Source organism: Chryseobacterium viscerum (assembly GCF_002899945.2).
GTDB classification, from domain to species: domain Bacteria; phylum Bacteroidota; class Bacteroidia; order Flavobacteriales; family Weeksellaceae; genus Chryseobacterium; species Chryseobacterium viscerum.
On record NZ_PPEG02000001.1, the window covers coordinates 343,459 to 360,901 of the forward strand.

The 17,443-nt window shown below is 37.2% G+C and carries 16 protein-coding genes; 8 read left to right on the forward strand and 8 right to left on the reverse strand.

The window, feature by feature from the left end; all coding sequences use genetic code 11:
• Nucleotides 1–155: 155 nt before the first annotated feature.
• The 3 genes from C1634_RS01575 to C1634_RS01585 all read right to left on the reverse strand — a co-directional run bounded on the left by C1634_RS01575 (nucleotide 156) and on the right by C1634_RS01585 (nucleotide 6,009).
• Nucleotides 156–1,778, reverse strand: coding sequence for a SusD/RagB family nutrient-binding outer membrane lipoprotein (locus tag C1634_RS01575; protein WP_103231116.1), 1,623 nt, complete (start codon nucleotides 1,776–1,778; stop codon nucleotides 156–158).
• A 10-nt stretch (nucleotides 1,779–1,788) separates the two neighbouring features.
• Complete coding sequence (locus C1634_RS01580; protein WP_103231117.1) at nucleotides 1,789–4,752, reverse strand: SusC/RagA family TonB-linked outer membrane protein; 2,964 nt, start codon at nucleotides 4,750–4,752, stop codon at nucleotides 1,789–1,791.
• 378 nt (nucleotides 4,753–5,130) lie between these two features.
• The gene (locus tag C1634_RS01585; RefSeq protein ID WP_103231118.1) at nucleotides 5,131–6,009 is read right to left on the reverse strand and encodes an AraC family transcriptional regulator; all 879 of its coding nucleotides are present in this window, start codon (nucleotides 6,007–6,009) and stop codon (nucleotides 5,131–5,133) included.
• Nucleotides 6,010–6,208: 199 nt separating this feature from the next.
• Here C1634_RS01585 and C1634_RS01590 point away from each other — a divergent pair, with 199 nt between their 5' ends.
• The 6 genes from C1634_RS01590 to fabF all read left to right on the forward strand — a co-directional run bounded on the left by C1634_RS01590 (nucleotide 6,209) and on the right by fabF (nucleotide 11,326).
• Complete coding sequence (locus C1634_RS01590; RefSeq protein ID WP_103231119.1) at nucleotides 6,209–7,075, forward strand: helix-turn-helix domain-containing protein; 867 nt, start codon at nucleotides 6,209–6,211, stop codon at nucleotides 7,073–7,075.
• 88 nt (nucleotides 7,076–7,163) lie between these two features.
• Nucleotides 7,164–7,583, forward strand: a complete 420-nt coding sequence (locus C1634_RS01595; protein WP_103231137.1) for an OsmC family protein — start codon at nucleotides 7,164–7,166, stop codon at nucleotides 7,581–7,583.
• A 177-nt stretch (nucleotides 7,584–7,760) separates the two neighbouring features.
• Complete coding sequence (locus C1634_RS01600; RefSeq protein WP_103231120.1) at nucleotides 7,761–8,366, forward strand: TetR/AcrR family transcriptional regulator; 606 nt, start codon at nucleotides 7,761–7,763, stop codon at nucleotides 8,364–8,366.
• 10 nt (nucleotides 8,367–8,376) lie between these two features.
• Nucleotides 8,377–9,645 (forward strand): acetyl-CoA C-acetyltransferase, encoded by a 1,269-nt coding sequence (locus C1634_RS01605; RefSeq protein ID WP_103231121.1) that lies wholly within the window; start codon nucleotides 8,377–8,379, stop codon nucleotides 9,643–9,645.
• Between the two features lie 11 nt (nucleotides 9,646–9,656).
• Nucleotides 9,657–10,082 (forward strand): PaaI family thioesterase, encoded by a 426-nt coding sequence (locus C1634_RS01610; protein WP_103231122.1) that lies wholly within the window; start codon nucleotides 9,657–9,659, stop codon nucleotides 10,080–10,082.
• A gap of 2 nt (nucleotides 10,083–10,084) precedes the next feature.
• A complete protein-coding gene (gene fabF / locus C1634_RS01615) occupies nucleotides 10,085–11,326 on the forward strand; it encodes a beta-ketoacyl-ACP synthase II (protein WP_103231123.1) in 1,242 nt (413 codons plus the stop codon).
• A gap of 186 nt (nucleotides 11,327–11,512) precedes the next feature.
• Here fabF and C1634_RS01620 read toward each other — a convergent pair whose 3' ends face one another.
• Genes C1634_RS01620 through C1634_RS01630 form a run of 3 tightly spaced genes read right to left on the reverse strand, consistent with a single transcriptional unit; the run spans nucleotide 11,513 to nucleotide 13,773 of the window.
• Entirely contained in the window at nucleotides 11,513–11,992 is a 480-nt protein-coding gene (locus C1634_RS01620) for a cupin domain-containing protein (RefSeq protein WP_228409925.1), read from the reverse strand.
• A gap of 21 nt (nucleotides 11,993–12,013) precedes the next feature.
• Nucleotides 12,014–12,433: a Dabb family protein gene (locus C1634_RS01625; protein ID WP_103231124.1), complete on the reverse strand. Its 420-nt coding sequence runs from the start codon at nucleotides 12,431–12,433 to the stop codon at nucleotides 12,014–12,016.
• An 11-nt stretch (nucleotides 12,434–12,444) separates the two neighbouring features.
• Entirely contained in the window at nucleotides 12,445–13,773 is a 1,329-nt protein-coding gene (locus tag C1634_RS01630; RefSeq protein ID WP_103231125.1) for a porin, read from the reverse strand.
• Between the two features lie 241 nt (nucleotides 13,774–14,014).
• On the opposite strand from C1634_RS01630, the gene C1634_RS01635 reads away from it, so the two are divergent.
• Nucleotides 14,015–14,701 carry a response regulator transcription factor gene (locus tag C1634_RS01635; protein ID WP_103231126.1) on the forward strand — a complete coding sequence of 229 codons (687 nt, stop codon included), beginning with the start codon at nucleotides 14,015–14,017 and terminating at the stop codon, nucleotides 14,699–14,701.
• Complete coding sequence (locus C1634_RS01640) at nucleotides 14,698–16,071, forward strand: HAMP domain-containing sensor histidine kinase (RefSeq protein WP_103231127.1); 1,374 nt, start codon at nucleotides 14,698–14,700, stop codon at nucleotides 16,069–16,071. The genes C1634_RS01635 and C1634_RS01640 overlap by 4 nt, the downstream gene beginning before the upstream one ends.
• 33 nt (nucleotides 16,072–16,104) lie before the next feature.
• Here C1634_RS01640 and C1634_RS01645 read toward each other — a convergent pair whose 3' ends face one another.
• Together C1634_RS01645 and C1634_RS01650 are read right to left on the reverse strand one after the other, a co-directional pair.
• Nucleotides 16,105–16,860 carry a murein L,D-transpeptidase catalytic domain family protein gene (locus C1634_RS01645; RefSeq protein WP_103231128.1) on the reverse strand — a complete coding sequence of 252 codons (756 nt, stop codon included), beginning with the start codon at nucleotides 16,858–16,860 and terminating at the stop codon, nucleotides 16,105–16,107.
• Nucleotides 16,861–17,064: 204 nt separating this feature from the next.
• A complete protein-coding gene (locus C1634_RS01650) occupies nucleotides 17,065–17,442 on the reverse strand; it encodes a DUF7079 family protein (protein WP_103231129.1) in 378 nt (125 codons plus the stop codon).
• Nucleotide 17,443 lies beyond the last annotated feature (1 nt).

Here is a 17,443-nt window from a genome sequence, read left to right on the forward strand (position 1 = left end):
AATTCTAAATAAAAGAGAACATCTCAAAAGATCATTCAGGCTAAAAACGAAACTATAAATTTTTTGGAGATTTTACTCTCCTGCCTTCATGAACATATCAAATAAAAATCTGATTTTGAGATGCCTCTTTATTAATGAGTGATTCTGATTATTTATTATTTCTTATCCCACCACAGCTTTGTGCCTCCGGTATCCGCTCCGTTAAGCATTTGTGCGGCTTGCTGATAATTGTATAATGAAGTTTTGGTATCAACAGTGAAAGGAATTCTTCTGATCATTCCTTCTGTACTGATTGCTCCGCCACTATCATTTTTTCTTACTTTGAAAAGAACCGGATATCCTGTTCTTCTCTGCTCAGCCCACGCTTCCGGTCCGTTTGGATACAGGGAAAGCCATTTTTGGGTAATAATTCTTTCTAATTTTCTTTCGTTGGTATCACCATTATTCCATGCAATAGTGATCGTACTTAATTGAGGGTTTCCTAAAGCTACATTATTGTCTGCATTTTTTGGATCCACATAAGGAGCTTCTGTAGAAGTTGTATCAGCAAGATAAGTAGCAACATTGGCACTTTTCCCCCATTCTCCGAAAGACTGCTGAACTCCTGTCGTATAGTTGGTTTGAATATCTCCTGCTCCTGCATATCCCCTCAAAGCTGCTTCCGCTTTCAGGAACCAGGTTTCTGCTGCAGTAAATAATTTCATTTTACCATCAGTACCGGAGAAATAATCTCCCGCTGCAGATTTTGCCTGTGGCTGAGAGAATCCACCGTACGTTGATTTACCATTTAACAAATCAATGCCTTGGCGTATTCCTATATATTTTCCCTGAAGACTTGGGTCAGCTGCCGGAATAGCATATGCCGGAAGTCTTGGGTCATTATATCCGTTCATGTAAGCCATCAAAGGTGCTCCTATCAAACAGTCTCCCCATGAGTAAATGATAAAACTCAATTCTGATTGTCCTACACTTATCAAAGCGTTATCTGCATTATCCGTAATCAATCCTGCAGATGAAGCCAATGCCTCTTCTGCATATTGTTTTGATTTTACCGGATCGGCATAGCTCATTCTCATCGCTAACCTCAACTTTAATGAATTAGCCAGTTTTGCCCATTGTGCCATATTTCCACCGTACACCAGGTCTGCTCTTTTTAAGGCTGCTTTATCACCTTCATTTCCGGTAGCAGGCATATTCTGTATTTTTTGCAAATCTGTAATAGCCACAGTAAGGTCATTGATAAAGTTTTGATATGCTTCTTGCTGAGAATCAAAATCGGTTACCCCGTTGGCATTGGGTGTTTCATATTTACTGTATACTACCGGACCGTGATTGTCTGATACTCTTGCCGCTGTGATTACCTTTAAGATCTTTTTAACGGCAAATGTTCCTGTAAAATCTATTCCCGGATAGAAGTTTTTAGCGGCATTATCGATGATGATAGAATAATTGAAAATATCCTGTTGTCTTGCGATAATCCTATTGTTCCACCCATCCATCATAAAATAGGTTGTATTGTTCTTCCCACCATTAAACTGGCTTGCGGTGCTGAACATCCCACTAAACATATCCGCACTTAGATTGGGATACAGCTGATAATCTGATTGAAGACCTCTTTGCAGGGATTTTAAAGGGTTAACAACCGCGTTGTAATCCGCATACATGTTTTCAGGATTTCCTAGTTTTTCCTGATTATACTGATCTAGATCACCGCATCCGGTAGCAGTCATCAAGACTACTGCGCCGAATACCAGTGTTTTAATATTATTGAATTTCATTTTCGTAAAATTAGAAGTTAGCCTTTAATGAGAGTCCTATTGATCGGGTAACCGGCAGTCCAAATGAATCTACCCCAACCCCACCAGGTGTATTTCCGGATACTTGTTCCGGATCAAATGGTGCTTTTTTATAGAAGAAAAACAAATTAGTTCCTACTAAACTTACCGTTGCATTTCTCATATATTTTGATTGGATATTAAAGCTATAGGAGATGGATGCCTGACGTAAACGTACCGTTGTTGCACTGTACAGATAAGCCTCATCAATTCCTGTCCCGATACCACCGGCACCACCTGTTCTTTTATAATATGCTTTTGCATCAGTAACTCCATTATAAGCCTGTCCTGCCAGAGGTGTCCCCGGAGCATATACCGCATTTGGAATAGACACTCCACCAGCATCTCTTGCATCAGCAGTCGCCTGGCTTACTCCATATAAATCGTTTGCTTTTTCGGTAAGAGACAATACTTTACCTCCGAATTTACCATCGATAAGGAAAGATATTCCCAGTTTTCCAATATTAAAAGAGTTATTAAAACCTATAATAAACTTAGGGTTTGGATTACCCAAATATTGAGGATCACCTGTAGTACCTAATGGAACTCCATTTTCATCTACTAAAACACGTCCCTGGTCATCTCTTTTGAATTTAACTCCATAAAGATCTCCAAAAGATCCTCCCAGTCTCAGTTTTGTAAAATCTCCACCACCTGTTAATGAGAAAAGTTGGTTTTCTGATATAGGTAAGCTTGATGGAAATAATTCAACAATTGTATTTTTGTTGGCTGAAGCATTTACTGTAGTTGTCCATCCAAATTGTTCTGTACCGAAAACTTTGTATGATAAAGAGGCTTCAAAACCTGTGTTGCGTATTTTCCCCGCGTTAATATAATATGAACCTGATGGAATTCCTCCAAAGTTAGAGCCTATAGTAGTCTCCAACAGCTGATTGCTGGCATTAGAGTTATAATAAGTAAGATCAAAATTTAATCTATTGCTAAACATTCTCAACTCAGTTCCTGCCTCAAAAGTTTTATTAAGTTCCGGGCGAGGAATAAGGTCTGGTCGGCTGGTAACGAATGAACTTTTTGGATATACTATATTTCCTGCGTCTACTCCATAAGAGTACGCATTATAATAGGCTACCATCGCATTAGAAATATTAGCTGGCAATCCCAATCCGACAGTTGCATAAGAACCTCTTACTTTCCAGAAATTAATCACTTCCGGAAGTTTAAAGATAGAAGATAAGATCGCATTGGCTCCTACAGACTCATAATCAAATCCGCTTCTTCCTGTTAATGCCAGAGTAGAATCCCAGTCATTTCTAAAGGTCATATCTACATAAAACATATTCTTATAGCCTACTGAAGCACTTGCAAAGACTGAACGCACCTGTTTTTTCAGGTTCCAGTAGATATTATGATATCCATCACCGGGACTTCGGTCTACATTCCACTGCAGGTTATTTATTGTAAACAAATTAGGAATGGACAAATAAGCATTATCCACCTGCGTTACTTTATTACTTGTCGTATTCACACTTCCCCCCACTGTAAAGTCTAAGGAAATTGATTCGCTTAATTTTGGACTCCCAATCAACAAAACATCACCATAGGTAGAGGAATTCTCATATATGTTTTTAAGCATTCTTCCATTAACCCCTTCTTTCACAGCCAGTAAACTAGGCGCTGAATAAGCAGAAATATCACGCTGACTGTCTGAGCTATTCCAGCTATAGTTACCTCTTACTCGTGCAGTCAACCATGGATTGATCTCATAAGATAATGAAACCGCACTGTATGCATTTTTATTTTTAACGGTAACCTGGTTTTTATTTAAAATCCAATATGGGTTTTGGGTTTCCGGGTTTCCTTTGAAGCTTCCGTCCTGATTTACCTCCCACCAATTCTGACCAGGCAAAAGTCTCTTTTTATCGATGAAAGAATAGTTATCCTCTCCATATTGATCAAAATCTACCCCTCTCGGCAGCCAGTATAAACTTGCTAAAGGAGAGAAAGATGCTCCCGGAGTCTGTCTGTTTTTACTGTCCTGTAAGGAACCAATGAAGTTCGCATCCAATGTCAGTTTATCATCCAAAAACTTACTTGAATTCCTGAAAGAAATATTATACTGATCAAAATAAGACATTGGAATCACCCCTTTATTGGTAGTATTCCCAATAGAAAAATAGTTGGTTGATTTTTCGTTTCCTGACTGGAAAGAAAGACTGTTTACCCATGTAGTTCCGGTTTGCAGAAAATCTTTAAGGTAGTCCTTCGAACTTCCTTTTGCTCCCCAGCTCTCGATATTATTTCCTGGAGATTGAGTAGGTACAGATGGATCATAAGATAAATAGCTATGCTGCAGTTTTGGTAAACTGTAAGCTCTTTCTACGGTTAAACTTGTGCTATAAGCGATAGAACTCTTACCTATTTTTCCTTTTCTTGTGGTAATCAAAATAGCTCCGTTTCCACCTGCTGAACCATATAATGCTGATGCTGATGCTCCCTTCAGGAAGTTGATGCTCTCAATATCATCAGGGTTGATAGAACTCAGTACATCTCCCGGATCCGGCATATTGGAATACTGGCTTATATCTGCAGATTTTCCTGTTCCATTGATAATGGGAATTCCATCCACTACATATAAGGGCTGGCTGTTTGATACAGACTTATTACCCCTCATGATCACCCTTACGGAGCTACCTACACCATTGGTTCTGTTGATCTGTACATTGGAAACTTTTCCATTGATCGAATTTAATAGATTGGGAGTTTTCACTTCAGTAAGCTCATCTCCACCAATCTGCTGACTGGAATACGTCAAAGAGCGGGCCTGCCTTTTTATCCCCAAAGAGGTGACTACGACCTCCTCAATACTGTTTGTCTTCGTAGTGTCGGCTGATTTTTTCTCCTGTGCATTCGCAGAAATTGAAAAAACGAACAGAACAGGTATAACTGCTTTTCTCATAAGGTTTAGATTCGTTAGATTTAATTGAGAATCAATTACATTGCTTTATTTTTCAATACAAAAAAAATTATTGTTTTTTCAGCAAAATTTTAACGTTTATGTATTAAATTATTTAAAGTTTTGTTAAGATTTAATTCACATTCACAAATCTAAATTTTGTAACCAGTCTGATATAATACTATTTTATCATAAAACGATATTATTTTTTCAGTCATCAAATTTAAAAGCCATTAATCTACTAAATATCAACAAAATACACCTCATCTTAAACAATTAAAAAAAGGGGATTTATTCGGATGTTTTGGCAAAATAAAAATGAATTTTTTTATTTAGAAATCTAATTGAGTTTTATCGTAAAAAGTGAATTTAAAACAGGTATTATTCAATTTTTTTAACTCCTTTAAACTGTTCTTTAAATTCTGTGGGAGTTGTCTTTTTGATTGACTTAAATACCTTATTGAAGTTGGCAATATTATTGAAGCCGGCCTCAAAAGCAATTTCAAAAACAGTAAGATTCTTTTCCATCAGCCAGCGTGCAGCATAGCTGATCCGTATTTCGTTAAGATAATTGATGAATGTTTTCCCTGTTCTTTTTTTAATAAATCGATTGAATGTCACATTGCTCATATTCACCATTGAGGCCACATTATCCAGCGTAATTTTATTCTCAAAATTTTTATGGACAAAATCATGGATGACCTTCATTTTATCATTATCTGCAAAAGATTCAAGCTCTATGCTATATGATGACAAAAGGGTCTTATTTTCCGCAACGGCAAGTTCATTCAAAATCTTCATAATTTCTATAAAAGACTCAAAACTGTTCATTTTTGACAGATTTAGAAACGAATCTTTTAGTTTTTCGGCCGTTTCCGTTGAAAACAGAATTCCTCTGATGGAATCTTTCATCAGGTTATTGATGGGTTTCAGAATATTTTTTTCCATCAGTGATTGGTGAAAGAAATCCTGATTGAACTGTATGGTAATTTCGTGGGTTTTTCTGTTTTTACATCTGTAGTTGGCCCAGCAATGTGGCAGATTGGGACCTACCAATACCAGCTCTATATTCCCTATCTCTCCCGTGTGATCACCTATCATCCTGCGGTAGCCTTTTCCTTTGTACACAAAATTGATTTCTATTTCCGGATGATAATGGTACGGAAAATCAAATGATGCTTTGATCCTGTCAAATACAAGAAAACTGTCCTCAGGAGATAGTGGAGTTATTTCTCTAAGAATATTTTCTAGTTCGCTCATACAGGCTGTTTTGGAAAAAGGTTAATAATATTGGGTGGGAGTACAAATCTTTGTAAAAATGATAAAATAAAATCAATGTAAAAACATAATTGCGATTTATTTTATTACCATTCTGTATGCCGGCATCAGAAACTGGGGTTTCGATAATTTAATACGGCTCAAATCCTGCTTTTTTGTATCTTTAAACTAAAGTTAAAATATGTCGCAACCGCTTATTTTTGAAGATCACTATAAAAGACTTGGACTGGAAATTTTTTCGGAAGAAACTCTGAATAGCTTCAACGGGAATCGGTTCAGAACAGATATCAAAGTCTTTTTTATTCCTGCAGGGTATGAACTTACTGTTGATTTTCATGAATATAAAACAAAGAAGCCCTCTCTCTTTTTTTTGACCAATCAACACCTGAATATAGAAAAAGGAAAAGAAGAATCTATCCTCCTTTTCTACAACCGGGATTTCTATTGCATCCAGATACATGATAAAGAAGTGGCCTGTGACGGCCTTCTCTTTCATAATGTATTTGAAATTCCTTTCGTGGAGCTTGATGATTCCGAGACTGCTCTTATAAAAGGATTATTCCTGAACATTCAGGATGAACTTGAATGGAAAGATTCGTCTGCGGAGGAAATGATCAGAACCTATGTAAAACAGATCATCATACGTGCTACCCGGAAATGGAAAAAGCAGAATTTAGACAATGACACGCTCAAAATACCAGGCAATGAGCTGGATGTTTTCAGAGATTTCAGCAGATACCTGGAAATTCATTTCAGGGAAAAACACAATGTAGCAGAGTATGCAGAACTTCTTCATATCGCTCCGAAAACTTTAACTCATAAATTTAAAAATCTAAATCTCGAATCCCCTAATCAGCTTATTATCAACAGAATTTTATTAGAAGCTAAAAGATTATTATTCTATACAGATAAGCCTGTGAAAGAAATAGCCTATGATCTTGGGTATGAAGATCCGGCTTATTTTAACAGACTTTTTACCCATAAAACAGGAAACACTCCTTCAAATTTCAAAAAAAATTACTCCTCGGGAAAAAAGTACAATATTTAAGTCTTTTTATCTATTGAATCAGACCAACCACCACTCTATCTTTGTATTATCAAAATCAAACAATATTAAAACAAAAAAAACAAACATTATGAGACGTAACGCAACAGCCGTTTGGAACGGAACTATCAAAGAAGGAAAAGGACACCTAACTACTCAAAGTACTACTCTAAATGAGACTCAATATTCTTTCAACAGCCGTTTCGCAGATGGTGTGGGTACAAACCCTGAAGAATTGCTGGCAGCAGCCCATGCAGGATGTTTCACCATGAAATTGGATGCAGAGCTTTCACAGGCAGGGTATAATCCTGAAGAATTAAAGACAACTTCCGTAATCACTCTTGATCCTAACATTGGGAAGATTACAAAATCTGAACTGACTTTAACCGCTAAAGTTCCGGGAATATCAGAAGAAGAATTCCAGAAATTTGCTAAGATTGCTGAAGAAGGATGTCCTGTAAGTGCAGCATTCAACTTTGAAATTACATTGAATGCTACTTTAGAGAATTAATCATAAGTATTTATTCAAAATCAATAGGAACGGGCTTTAGCCCGTTTTCTATTTTAAAAACAATTCTATTGGCTTTAGCCAAAACGTAAAGACCAAAATATTTTCCCACTTAAACTTTTTGAATAAAATATACCGAATGGTATATTTTTGTATATTTGCATCATAAACTTAACATACATGTCGAAGGCGGAGAAAACAAAACAGCATATTATCGAGAAAACAGCAACTCTTTTTAACACAAAGGGTTATATTTCCACATCGCTGTCCGACATTACACAGGCAACCGGATTGACGAAAGGAAGTATCTACGGAAATTTTGAAAACAAAGATGAAGTGGCCATTGAAGTGTATAAATACAACGCAGGGTTATTGAGCAAAACACTCAGTCGTTCTTTTGGTGAGGAATATCCTACTTCATTGGATAAACTTCATGCTTTTGTAGATTTCTACAAAAAAAACTGGCTTTTTGTCTTTTCAAACGGAGGCTGCCCTTTGATGAACGCTGCAACAGAGGCTGATGATTCCTTTCCGGCTTTAAAAACTCAGGTTAAAAGATCTTTTGAACAATGGATGGCAAAAATATCAGCAGCCATTGTAGAAGGACAAAAGAAGGGAGAAATTAATAAAACCCTCAATGCCGGGCAATACGCCTCTCTATTCATCATGCTTATTGAAGGCGGAATCCTCCTTTCAAAAACAATGGGTGATCAAAGTTTTCTAAACCACGCCTTAGATAAAATCACCAGTATGATTGATCATGAACTCAATATTCTTCCATCATAAATTATCTCATATGGAAACAAAAAAAGTGGCTATTGTAGGATACAACAGAATTCCTTTTGCCAGAATGAATACCGCTTATTCAGAACAGGGAAACCAGGATCTTTTACTTGCTTCTCTGAATGGACTGATAGACCGTTATCACCTCAAAGGAAAAAGACTTGGAGAAGTAGCCGGCGGTGCAGTTATCAAACACATTTCTGAAAGCAACCTTATCAGGGAAACCGTGATGAATACAACACTAGACCCTGCTACTCCTGCCTGTGATCTTCAACAGGCCTGCGATACAGGAATTGAAGCCGCTATTTACATTGGAAATAAAATTGCTTTAGGGCAAATTGAAAGTGGCATCGCATGCGGGGTAGAAGCCATGAGCAATATTCCGTTTGAGTCTTCACCAAGATTAAGAAAAGCCCTTTTAAAAGCCAATAAAGAAAAATCAGCATTTGGAAAATTAAAACAGCTGTTAAGCCCAAAATTGAAAGATTGGATGCCTATTCCTTACAAAGGACAGGAGCCCAAAACAGGCCTTGTAATGGGTGAACACACCGAAATTACCGCAAAATATTACAATATACCAAGAGAAGAGCAGGATCAATTGGCTTTAAGAAGCCATCAGAATATGGCAAAAGCTTATGATGAGGGCTTCTTCGAAGATATGATTACCCCAGCTTTTGGGTTGGATAAGGATAATAACTTGCGCCGTGACAGCAGTATTGAAAAACTATCACAGCTGAAACCTGCTTTTGATAAGCAGAACGGAACATTGACTGCAGGTAATTCAACGCCATTTACCGATGGAGCTTCAGCCGTTTTATTGGCCAGTGAAGAATGGGCAAAAGCTAATAACTTACCTATTTTAGCTTATATCACTTTTTCAGAATTGGCAGGAATAGAATATGTTGAAAACAAACAAGACTTACTTCTTGCTCCGGTATTTGCGGCAGAAAGAATGCTGAAAAAAGCAGGCATGAGTCTGTCAGACTTTGATTACTACGAAATTCATGAGGCATTTGCGGCACAGGTTTTAGCCACCATAAAAATCTGGGAAAATGATGAACTTGCTAAAAAGTTCGGATTGGAAAAAGCACTTGGAAAGATCGACAGGAGCAAATTGAATGTAAAGGGAGGAAGCCTGGCTGCTGCCCATCCTTTTGCTGCAACAGGAGGAAGAATTATTGCAACCTTGGCCAAATTACTTCATGAAAAAGGCAGTGGAAAGGGTTTTATATCAATCTGCGCAGCCCGTGGACAGGGAGTAACCATGATTTTAGAAAAATAAAAATTGAAAGTATGGATAGATTAGCACAATTAAAACAATTCATCGGAAAAGAATTTGACCAGTCACCATCTCCTTTTATGAAATGGCTCAACCCCATCGTTCTTTCTGTAGAAGAAGGACAATTGGCATTTCAATATACAGTAAGACCGGAATGGCTGAATCCTATAGGAAATCTTCATGGTGGAGTTACAGCGGCTATTGTAGATGATGTCATTGGAGCCACCATGTTTTCTTTAAATGAAAATTCTTTCATCACCACTATAAATAATGTCATTGATTATTTTTCAACTGCAAAAGAAAATGATAATATTGTAGCTGAAACTAAAATCATTAAAAGAGGTAAGCAATTTGTAAACGCGCAATGCGAAATATGGAATGCAGACAAAACACGCTTAATCGCAAGAGGAACCTCTAATTTATTCAAAATCAATAACTAAGTATGAAAAGAGTTGTCATTACAGGTCTTGGCGCAGTGACGCCTTTGGGAAATAATGTCGAAGAATTTTGGCAAAACAGTATCAATGGAGTGAGTGGAGCAAATAAAATCACCCATTTTGACACAGAAAAATTTAAAGTACATTTCGCTTGTGAGGTTAAAAATTTTGATCCAAAAGTACATTTAACACACAACGAAATCAAAAGAAGTGATTTATTTTCACAATATGCAATGTACTCCACTGCGGAGGCATTAAAAGATTCCGGGCTAGAACTGGAAAATATGGACCCATTTGATGTAGGTGTTATCTGGGGAACAGGACAAGGTGGAATGTGGACTTTCGAAAGTGAGGTCATGAATTTTGCAGCCGGTGACGGAACCCCAAGATTCAATCCTTTCTTTGTACCGAAATTCATTGCGAATATGGCTTCGGGAATGATCTCCATGAAATATGGTCTTCAGGGTATCAATTACACAACAGTTTCTGCGTGTGCAACCGGAAATACAGCATTGATGGATGCATTCAATTACATCCGTCTGGGAAAAGCAAAGGTAATTGTCAGTGGAGGTTCTGAAGCAGCAATCTCTCCGGCTTCTATCGGTGGATTTTCCATTATGAAAGCTATGTCTACAAGAAATGACGATTTTGCTACAGCCAGCCGTCCTTACGATGCAAACAGAGATGGTTTTGTAATGGGTGAAGGTTCTGGAACTTTGATTCTGGAAGAATATGAGCATGCTAAAGCAAGAGGGGCAAAAATCTACGCAGAATTAGTAGGCGCCGCAATGACAGCCGATGCTTATCACATGACAGCACCTCATCCTGATGGCGTTGGAGCTATCAAAGCAATGCAGCTAGCCCTTAATGAGGCAGGAATTAACGTAGATGATATTGATTATATTAATCCACATGCTACCTCCACTCCACTTGGAGACCTGGTTGAGCTGAATGGAATTAATAAATTATTTAAAGGAAGTAAAAACCTTGACATCAGTGCTACAAAATCTATGACAGGCCACTTATTGGGTGCTGCAGGTGCTGTTGAAGCAATTATTTCCATTAAAGCGATTCAAAACGGGATTATTCCGCCAACGATTAATCTTCATTCTATTGATGAGAATATTCCACAGGATATCAATATTGTCTTTGGACAAGCAAAGGAAAAAGATATTACGTATGCTTTAAGTAATGCCTTTGGTTTTGGAGGTCATAATGCGACTTTAATTTTCAAGAAGTTCAGCTAATCCTGAAATCAAAATAAATTGTAATCCTTGTGTTTTTTGCGCAAGGATTTTTTATTTTTTTGAATATAAATACTCATATGTTATTTATATTCAAACCCCTTAGGAATGCAGAAAAGCAGCCAAAACTGACTGCTTCAAAACATAACGATTCTATATATTCTCTTAGAAAGAGATTTCTAGTAAAAATTATTGGGCATCCGGGATAAAAAAGTCATCGGCATCCTCCGAAATCGGGATGTAAAGTCTCTCCCACTCTTTACTTTTCACCATATCCCAGCTGTGTCCGGTTCCTTTGAGATCTTCCGCAAGAAGAACAACTCCCGGTTTAATCATAAAAGTAGAACCATCCGTTACTTTAAACTTAATATTCCCTTTGATGGTAATTACATATTGTCTTCTGGGTGCAGGATGAGCATTTTTTTCCCATTCTTCGGTTTTATTACTCATCCAGAAAGTAGTTGTATTCATGTGCTTAAGGGTTGGTATTTTTCCTTTCTCAAAAGAACATGATCCATCAGGATTATTAATTAATCTTATGGCTGGAATAAACTCTGTGGAAATTTCCGGAGTTACACTCACATTTTTATGGTTTTTATGCTGTGCATTCATAAATCCTACGGTGCTTAGTGCTAGAATAAGGCTGAAGCCTTTAATAAAGTTTTTCATTATAAATTTAATTTTTTATTTTTAATTATAAACAGTATCGTAAACCAACATTCTGTCAAAGAATGGTTTATATTTTTGGACTAATGCCAGATGCTCGGGAAGTTTCCCATAAGCTTCCAGTTCTTCCAAGCTCTCAAATTCCATAGAGGCATTATAGGTAAATGTGCTGTCTAAAACACTTCTAGGGCTGGATGCTGCGGGTTTTCCGTAACGGAGATTTTTCTGATAAGGAAGCTTTTTAAGGCCTTCAAAAAAATTCTCGAATTCTTTTACTTCTGACGCAGAGATATCTTTTCTCAGCCAGAACAATAAATAATGGAAGTACACTTTTTTCTTTTTTAAAGGGTTAAACATGGGTAAAGCAGAGGCAAACATATTTCCTGAAACCAAAAGCAGGGCAGAAGCCTGAACGGATCGGAATAAAAATTTTCTTCTTTCCATAGTATCTTATTTTAATTAAAATCGATTCTGTATTTAAGGACAAACTGCCATTTTCTGTCGGAGACTACGGCATTATTGGAAGGCTCATTGGCATAAACAGGTCTGTTCTGTGCATCAAAGGTTAGCCTGGAAGACATCCCGTTCATCAGGAGAGAGATTCCAGCGTCATAAATCACCGCATTATCATGAAGTCCTTTCAGATCGGAAATCTGCATTCCAACAGCTGGCTGTAGCTGAAGGTTTTTCTTTTCTTTATTCAAATAAGGAAGAGTTCCTCCCAATTGTACATAATAGGTATTTCCAGTTCCGATGACAGGCATTGCATTCCCTGCACCATTAAGACTGGCCTGAGCAACATCCACAGAAGTCGCAGGGTTGTTGGTTCCTACATATCGGATATAGTTCGGGCCATAGTCATTATGCATGGCCATCCCATAAGCACTTATTGATGTTCCTTTTTCTTTATTGAGCGGAGCATCGTAGAATAAGTCTACTGCAAAGCTCTTCATATCATCATTCACTGTATTCTTCCCTGCATCCAGATGCCATAATGCATTGTGGATATAATCAAAACCGGCTCCCAGACTCAATACATTCTTCTTCCCAACATATGTTCCGGAGTTAAAAGGTGTTGAGATATTTTCTTTATCTAAAAAAGCATATCTGAAATACCCGGAAAAGTCTTTACCAGGAGAGTTTTTACTGAAAGAAGCTACATTAAATTTCGGATCTGCTGTGGTCATGGTATAAGGATCTGCTACAACCAACCGGTAGTCAAATTTCCCAAGCTGACCTTTAATATAGGCACTTAGCTCTCTCACCGTATAATCTGTAGCTCCTGCATTGGAAGTGGCATAAGCCGGAAGGTCATATAACAGCGTATTCAAAGGTCCCGTTGTAAACCTTGAAAGCCCCCGCCATGTAGAACGACCAGCCCCAAAGGCAATTTTGTCATTAAAGGAATATTCAGCATAGGCATCCAGCAAATCAAAGTAATTACTTCCTTTAGCATTTGCATTCACGTTGGTGGTTCCTCCCTGTAATACAAACATCAGTTTTTCAGTAGGTTTATAAGTCATTTTCACACGAACTCTTCGGAGGGAAAGATCAGACAGATCTGATTTTGCCTCGTTATTAACAAGACTTCCTGGATTCAGCTGGGTATACCTGGCCCACAGTTCTGCATATCCGCTCAAGGAAATATATCGTGAATGTTCATCATTGAAATAATGGGTCAATCCGGGATTATTAAAATCATTTTTCTTCTGAGCTTCCAATTTTCCCATAATTCCCAACAGGGAAAATAAAGCAAGTCCGTTTCTGAAAGAGGTAGTCTTCATATTTTTTCTATTCTTATCTTTTTGTTGATTTCAACGGGACAAAATTAGATCGGGAAAGCCGGGACTGGTATTAGAAATCTATTAGAAACCTTATAGAAAACTATTAAAAAGGTTAATCTTTTCTGATAAAAGAAAAATATGAAATACCTTTGTACAAGGCTTTGAGGTCATCTGATAATCAATCTTTTGAAAACAAAATTACAGCTGAAAATTCAAGCCTTTATCCCATTAGTATTTCCTTATGAAAGTTTTAATTATAGAAGATAATTCACGCGTTTCAAGCCTTTTAAAGAGAGGATTGGAAAGTCAGGAATATCAGGTTTATATTTCCGAAGATGCGGAGGATGCTATTGTCATGTTGAATAAAATTACATTCGATCTGGCCATTACAGACATTATGCTTCCCAAAATGAGTGGGATAGATCTTTGCAAAATGATCAAACAGAAATACCCGGATCTGCCGATTATTATGCTGACTGCTTTGGGAACAATTGATGAGAAAATTGAAGGATTTGATGCCGGAGCAGATGATTATATGGTAAAACCTTTTGAAATCAGGGAACTGTATGTCAGAATAAAAGCTATTTTACAGCGAAGATCAATCAAAAATAAAGAAGCGTATCTGACAGATTTAGCCTATCATGAGCTGAAGATTGATAAGAAAATCAACCGGGTATTCAGAAACGGAAAAGAAATTGAACTCACTCCCAAAGAATTTAAGCTTTTAGTATTCCTGGTAAGCAATGCCGAAAGAATTCTGACCCGTGAAGAGATTGCAGAAAATGTATGGGGAAATCATTTCGATACCGGAACCAATTATATTGATGTTTACATCGCTTATCTGCGAAAAAAGATTGATAAAGATTTTGAACAGAAGCTTATCCATACCAAACCGGGCGTAGGGTTTATTTTCGCCTCACAGTTATGAAAATAGCTACCAGAACAGCATTAATATACGCTATACTTACGGCAGGTATTCTTTTCTTGTTTGCCTATGTACTTTATTTCGTATCCGAAAAAAACAGGGAAGATGAGTTTAATGACCGCCTTGGATATAAAGTCATATGGCGTTCTGAATTTATTTTCGATGCCAGAATCAGTGATGAAAAGATCCGCGAACTTCATCAGCGCAATCAAAAACTGCTGAATGAGGCTGACATTAGTGTTTATAACAGCAATAAAAAACTGACATTCACAGATATTCCTCCTTCAAAAAGCAATGAAAAGTATCTGAATAAAATGATCTTGTTGAATAAAAATAAAATATTCTGGCAACAAAAGGACCGTCAGTATATTGCCATTCAATTTGAATCAGGCGGAGAGAAGTTCTACATCATAGGAAGTGCAGAAGATGTAACTGGGAAAGCTCATATTGCAGAGTTTAAAAAAGATATCATCATCATTTATATCAGCTGTATCGTCATTATTTTTATCATCGGGTTTCTTTTTTCCTATTATACTTTAAAGCCATTAAAAGACATCATCCTTCAGATCCGCGACATTTCAGAACACAACCTGAATAAACGTCTTGATATTCCCAAAGCAAAAGATGAAATTTATGAACTGACAGAAACCTTCAATTCTACATTTAACAGGCTGGAGAAATCTTTTAACAACCATAAACAGTTTGTCACCACTATCTCCCATGAATTCCGTACTCCGCTTTCTACTTTGATTGCTGAGCTTGAACTGGCAAAAGAGCTTAATGTAACTTTAGAAGATTATAAACTTTCTATAGACAATGCTTTACAGGATGCTAATGATGCTTCGGAACTTTCGTCAGCTCTTTTGGATTTTGCGCGGGCCAGCTATGATGTATCTCAGATCAGTCTTTCTAATCTACGTCTGGATGAAATCCTTGCAGAAGCCAAACTTGCTCTGATCCAGAAAAATACCCATTACAAAATCGGGATCAATTATGTGGGGAATACAGATGATGAGGACGAAAATAATTATGATTTTCATGGAAATCCATATCTGCTGCAGGTTGCTTTTTCAAACCTTTTGGAAAACGCCTGTAAATATTCCGGAGATAAAAGCTGTCATGTAGAGATTGAAACCAATTCTCAGCATATAAAAATCCGGTTTATTGACCATGGTATTGGGATTTCGGAACACGATCTTTCAAAAATTTTCGAGCTGTTCTTCCGGGGTTCTAATAAAAATTTTGAAAAAGGAAATGGGATCGGCCTTTCTATTGTCAAAAGAATTGTAGAAATTCACCAGGGAATGCTTTACGTAGATTCTGAGGTTTCAAAAGGAAGCCTATTTACGATCGTATTTCCTGTCAAAAAATAAAAGAGCAGTCAAATCTGACTGCTCTTTTTATCTTTATGCTTTCAACCATTCTGAGGAGGAAAGATAATTCTGATCGGGGTAATAGATGAACAGGCAATTTTTACCTTTAATTGTGTTGACAATTGGCTGTATCAAATCTCTTGGTACGGCAGGGCATCCCCAGCTTCTTCCGATTCTTTTGTGCATTGCAGCGAATGCATCACTTACATAGTCTGCACCGTGCATTACAATTGCTCTTCTGTAAGCCGCATCATTAAAACCTTTATCCATTCCCAATAGTTTCAGAGAATATCCGTTGTCTCCCTGATAGGTAGCATCTGTGATATAAAATCCTAAGCTGCTCTGCAACGAACTTTCCCTGTTAGAAAAATTCGTCGCAAATTCTTCGCCTGTATTTTTACCGTGGGCAACCAATGAGTTGAACAGAACTTTTTTGTCTTCAAGATCAATTATCCAAAGTCTTTTGGTATTGGAAGACATAGAAAAATCGCAGATCGTTAATAAATGCGAGTCCTGAGTAAGCAATCCTGCTTTCTTTAAGTTTTCATATCCTGTCAATGCTTTTGAGAACACTTCATAATTAAGTTCATGCTCCGGGTCAAATGCTATTGATTGGTAGAGTGCTTCTGATGCAGATACGGCTGTCGTACCCTTCTCAGATTTCGTTTCAGCAACTTTTTCAGTTTTCGTTGTTTTGACATTCTCACTTTTCGCCGCTACTCTTGGGGAAATGTAGAATGAAGTCGTCACCATGTAAACAAGGCCTAATACGCTATAAAATCCTTTCATTCAATACTATATAAATCCAAATTAGTGGGGCAAAATTATAAAAACATAATTACCAAGGGGTTATAACTCTAAAAAGTTTAACGCTATTTAAGAAATTTTAACGTCTTGATTCTGTGAATTAAAGCACATATTTTGGAAAACCAGAGAAAATTTCAAGGTTCATACACTCACTCTATTTTCCAATAAAAGCCTCTACCCACAAAGTCATACATTCGCCTGATTATAGATCTCTTCCACTCTTTTCCAATAGTCCTTGTTCATGGGTTCATAGAGGTAGTAAATACATTTGATTGCAAAAATATCCAGCTGACTTCTGGATTCCAGCCAGTTCATAATATTTTTAACTAATCTCTTTTCTTCAAATCCTGCCCATTCTCCCGCCGGATTCAGTAGATTGGAGAAGAGAACAGGAAAAACTTCGTACTGATCTATTTTTTTAATATTCTCAAGGCTAAAAGGACTTTCAAGGAAAACCCGGGTCATATACTGAAAATCTGATTCCTGAAGTTCTTTATCCAGGTATAAGTCAGAAAGCGCATACCAGACCTCCTTTCTTTCATCCAAAAATTCGAGTTCGTTCATA